Genomic DNA, 4,418 nt, shown 5'->3' on the forward strand with positions numbered 1-4,418 from the left:
CTTTTACTTCGTTAGAAGTATTCTTCTTTGGAAATTTTTCTTTCATGGATTTATCAAATTGATACACTGCTTTGCGGGTATGTCTTGATTTTTCTAACGAGATTTACGAACGAATTTACACACTTTAAGTCCAATTCCTTCATGATTCGCTGTACTTTTTTGTGATTGATGACGTATCCGTATTCCCTGGATGAAGAGAAATCCTGCCCAAAAATCATTTGTAGTGCTGGTCGGGGAGGCTGATGCCATTCCACCCATAAATAAAGCCAATGGAGTTGCGATTACATTCAATCCCAAACTAATCATAACAAATGATAATTTTTTACTTTTAATCTTCGGTAATCCAGCCGACCAAAATAAAATTGGGAAATTTCAATATTTTATAGCTTCAGTAAGCCTTTTTGTAAAGATAATGCGTAATACAAACAAAACCAGCAAAACACCTTTTCGGTGTCGTACTGGTTTTATTGGAATCCTTCTTGAATTGTAGCTAGTTCAACGTGATTGCAAATTCCGAATTCGGCGCTCCAGCAAATACAACCGTTCCGTTCTTCGGTAGTTTTACTTTGTTATTGCCACTCACAACAGTAAAATTGACACATACACCATTCTCATCATACACCGCGAACGAACTCTTCGATGGCAACGCCACAGTCATCGTTTTCCCGGTTACCGCTTGTGGGATCGTAAACCATCTCGCATGCCCATTTGCTTGTAGCGTAACTTTGGACGATTGGCCTATATCAAGTGGCTTTATGTTGGATCCACTTACGTATAACAATCCGGACATCTCCATATATTCATTACCGCCTTCTGTATAGAAACGAGATTCCGTCGTATCTCGGCCTGTCATCACAGGGATCTGGAGCTGATGCGCAGCCGTGTTTGGGCCTGTAATTTTTCTACCGTCCCAATAGCCCTCTAGACCTTCACTGCGATTAATTTGTGTTGTAAGCATCATTGGTAAGAGATATTGAGCAGAACTATATTTCTCGTTTATGAGATAGAACTTAACGCCTTCCCGCTTCGCCCATGCGGCAGCGGTTTCCTTCGATAGCACATTGTCTTCTAGTTTCTCGGCTAAATATTGAGTAGCCGCTGCTTGCCCTAAACCTGGCAACGATATAAATGTGCTCTCCTTCAAATATGTTCGTCTATTCTTCTCTGTAACGAAGTTGAGCTTGGAGGTACCTGTCTCATTAATAAAGCTTCCATTCGCAGTATATACATATTTTTCTTCTGGATTAGATGGTAAGATCAGTTCTCCATTCTTCGTAATTTCTATTTTGAAATGGCTGAAACTATTGCCGTAAAAACCCGCTTTCTTTTCTACTTCTTGAGGCATTTTGGCTTTGAGCGGCTTGCCAAAGGATTTGTTCGGCTTGATATCCTTAATTGTGCCCTTCTCTTTAAGGGCTGCGAGCAGTAATTCAGTCGCCATCAGTTGATTTGTAGAGCTGCTACCGCCTGATGACAACACAGCCACTGCCATCTTCTGTTCAGGAAGGACTACCAGTGAAGCATGTTGCAGTCCCGTGTCGCCGCCTTTAGCCAAGCCCTTTATCCCATATTCACTAAATGGATATAGTTTCACACTATCCCAGCCAAGACCATAGTTGAAGGTATTATCTCCATCCCCTGGCCACATTCCTTTTTTATATTCCTCTTGCTCCATCGCCTTGACTGCCTTATCAGAGAGGATTACTTTTCCCTGTCTCATAAATATTTGTGAGAATCGCACCATATCTTCTGCTGTGGAAGAGATCCCTCCCGTACCAATCACATTCACCAATTCAGTAGGAAGCTGCCCTTGGTACGTTGGAAAATAAAGTCCAGCCCGTTTATCGTTTTCCCATTTGTCCTGCGGAGTTTTCGTATGATTTAGCTTTAAGGGTTCTGTAAACCGTTGATGTATAAATTCGGTAAAGCTCATACCGCTTACTTTTTCCACCATTATCTCAGCCAGCGTAAAGCCGTCGTTGCAGTATACCGAGAACGCGCCAGGGTCCGCCTTCAAGCTCTGGTTGGACAATTGTCGCAACAAGTTATCATGGGCATAGGTATCATTATCTTTGAATAAAAATGAATTACCATACTCAGTACCTTGCAAGCCGGAGGAATGGTTCAACAGCATACGCGGCGTAATACGTTTATACCGTTCATCCTTCATCTTGAAATCAGGAACATAGTGGACGACAGGACCATCCAAATCAACTTTTCCTTCGTCTACTAATTTCATCACAGCCGCCGCTGCATACATTTTACTGACTGAACCAATCCCGTATAGGGTATCTTTGGTCAGTGGTTGTTTCCCATTCATATCGTTCTTACCTGTCTGACCCGACAAAATAAGTTTGTCATTATCAATTAGCGCATACTGCACGCTAGTCGTTTCATACGACTTCGTGAGTAGCGCAGCCTTCTCTGCCGCAATCTTCTTCAGTTCTTGGCTAGCAACTTCTTGGTTAGCTACTACAACCGTATTCTGACTGCTAGAAAACGCCATCGCCCCTGTTGGTAGGCTCATCGTTAACGCTAATGTAGCAGCTAACACCCCAGATAGTTTATTTTTCATAAAAGAATTGCCTCCTTAGATAAGTAATCGATTTCATTGCTTATTTCGAACAAAGGTGCCCCTTGTAGTCCTTGTTTAGCAGTATACATAAGCAAAAGTCAGCAGATTTTTTTTAATATATAACTCATTTAATACCTCCTTTTATCTTATACTTTAATTGTACGAATCTATCTTCTCTTTTTTCTTACTCATTTCTTACAAATTTATTAATTGTAAAAAAGATCGTCTCTTACGGCCTTTGAGGGAATCATTCACTATTTATGCAGCTGGAGAAGGAAGAAGGAATTATATGATGTAATGCTACAGCCCAATCAAGTTCGTTGAATTTCATCTCTCCAAATTTTTAAAAAACTCATGTTGCCTTTTAGTCTTCCAAGCATTTAATCTAGTCACATTTCGAACTTCCACTGTGTCTTCTGGAGAGTTCAAAGAGGGATTCTAGTAGGTGTTGACCCAACAAGAGGAATTTTTATGTGGTCAGGCATTAGAATCGTTTTCATTCCCTTCTTCTTTATTGCAGCTATTTTCGTAATAGGAATTGGAATACGTATATTCTAAGAATGAACACTTGAACAGATGAATATATAGATACCAAAATAATAGAAGTACATCGTTATGTCCAAAATTCCCACGTAAAAATGTCTGCTTTACCCCATAAGCAGACATTTTTTATATTAATTTTACTTTGTTTGAGATATGTAAATCTTTATTTTCTAAATGACTGTTTGAAATGGTTTCATTTGAAGCAGCTCCTTAAGATCTCAATAAATAATCTATCCACAGCTCTGCTTACAACATCGTAAAAATGAGCTATTCAACTATAGAACCACACTACAATGAATAATAAATTTATATCACACCGAAATTGAATACACTTTATTTTACATAACAGTACTTTAAATCTTCCTTTCCAAAGATCCCAAATTTGTGTCTTAGTCTAAGCCACTTCATTGATTGAACATAGCCTATACTATATTAATTGAATGGAGTTAAAAAATGGTAAATCCATTGCGCTTTCCAATGCGTTTTAATGAAGGGCGTCGATTTTCCCCAGGTATGAGCCCGTTTTTCCCAGTTGGGAGACCATTTTCCTCTGGTATGGGTCCGTTTTGAATTAGGATTGAAAATGCTTTTGTAGATGTTAACAACCTTACGAGGCTAGAAAGTATTCCTATTATCTAAACATAAAAGGCATAGTTCTTATAGCTTTTATTAGATTTTTATAATTCACTACCAATCTTAAAACATAGAAAAAAAGACTAGCTAGGCTAAATTAGCTTGGCTAGTCTTCTTCAATTATGAAGCTATTGGATTGGCAACACGCGCAAGTTTAGTTTCAATCCTTTTATAATCTAAGTCTATTAATTTACAGGTAGCTGTTGCAATTTAACCATAATAAATCTCCTCAATTTTATTTCAAATAATCTTTTGACTTATACTATATAAAAGTCAAACAAAACTAACTCACTTACACCTTTGTATACCAGGGATTGTAAGGATATTAGAAGTATATTTATTATTGCTTGACCAACCTTATCCATATAACAAAATGGCGATTTTCCCCATTAATCATCACATCTTCTTTAAAATATTTAAGTAGTTTTATGTAAAATACCTTACTACTATCTTACTTTAAACAATCTAAAATATCACTTACTAAAATCTATGTACCAGGAGTGTAATACGTGTCATCCGATATAGCTTATTATCATCCCCTTCATCAGGGGATAATTCTTTGATTGTATGGAAAAATGCACAAAAAATCGCTATGTACCTATTGGAACATAGCGATTTTCGTACGTGGGGAATATTTCATCAGCTATTAGTAGTGTAGTTTTTTCTC

2 protein-coding genes and 1 pseudogene are annotated in these 4,418 nt (G+C 37.9%); 1 reads left to right on the forward strand and 2 read right to left on the reverse strand.

Annotated features, from left to right (window positions below):
- Positions 1 to 77: 77 nt before the first annotated feature.
- Positions 78 to 179 (reverse strand): annotated as a pseudogene (locus ACQKN4_RS25270) (IS3 family transposase); the annotation flags it as partial.
- 11 nt (positions 180 to 190) lie between these two features.
- Here ACQKN4_RS25270 and ACQKN4_RS25275 point away from each other — a divergent pair.
- Positions 191 to 490, forward strand: a complete 300-nt coding sequence (locus ACQKN4_RS25275; RefSeq protein ID WP_427485209.1) for a hypothetical protein — start codon at positions 191 to 193, stop codon at positions 488 to 490.
- Here ACQKN4_RS25275 and ACQKN4_RS25280 read toward each other — a convergent pair whose 3' ends face one another.
- The gene (locus ACQKN4_RS25280) at positions 491 to 2,575 is read right to left on the reverse strand and encodes a serine hydrolase domain-containing protein (RefSeq protein ID WP_427485208.1); all 2,085 of its coding nucleotides are present in this window, start codon (positions 2,573 to 2,575) and stop codon (positions 491 to 493) included.
- Positions 2,576 to 4,418 lie beyond the last annotated feature (1,843 nt).

Origin of the sequence: Lysinibacillus sp. NPDC093692, assembly GCF_050280125.1 — a bacterium.
Taxonomy (GTDB): Bacteria; Bacillota; Bacilli; order Bacillales_A; family Planococcaceae; genus Lysinibacillus.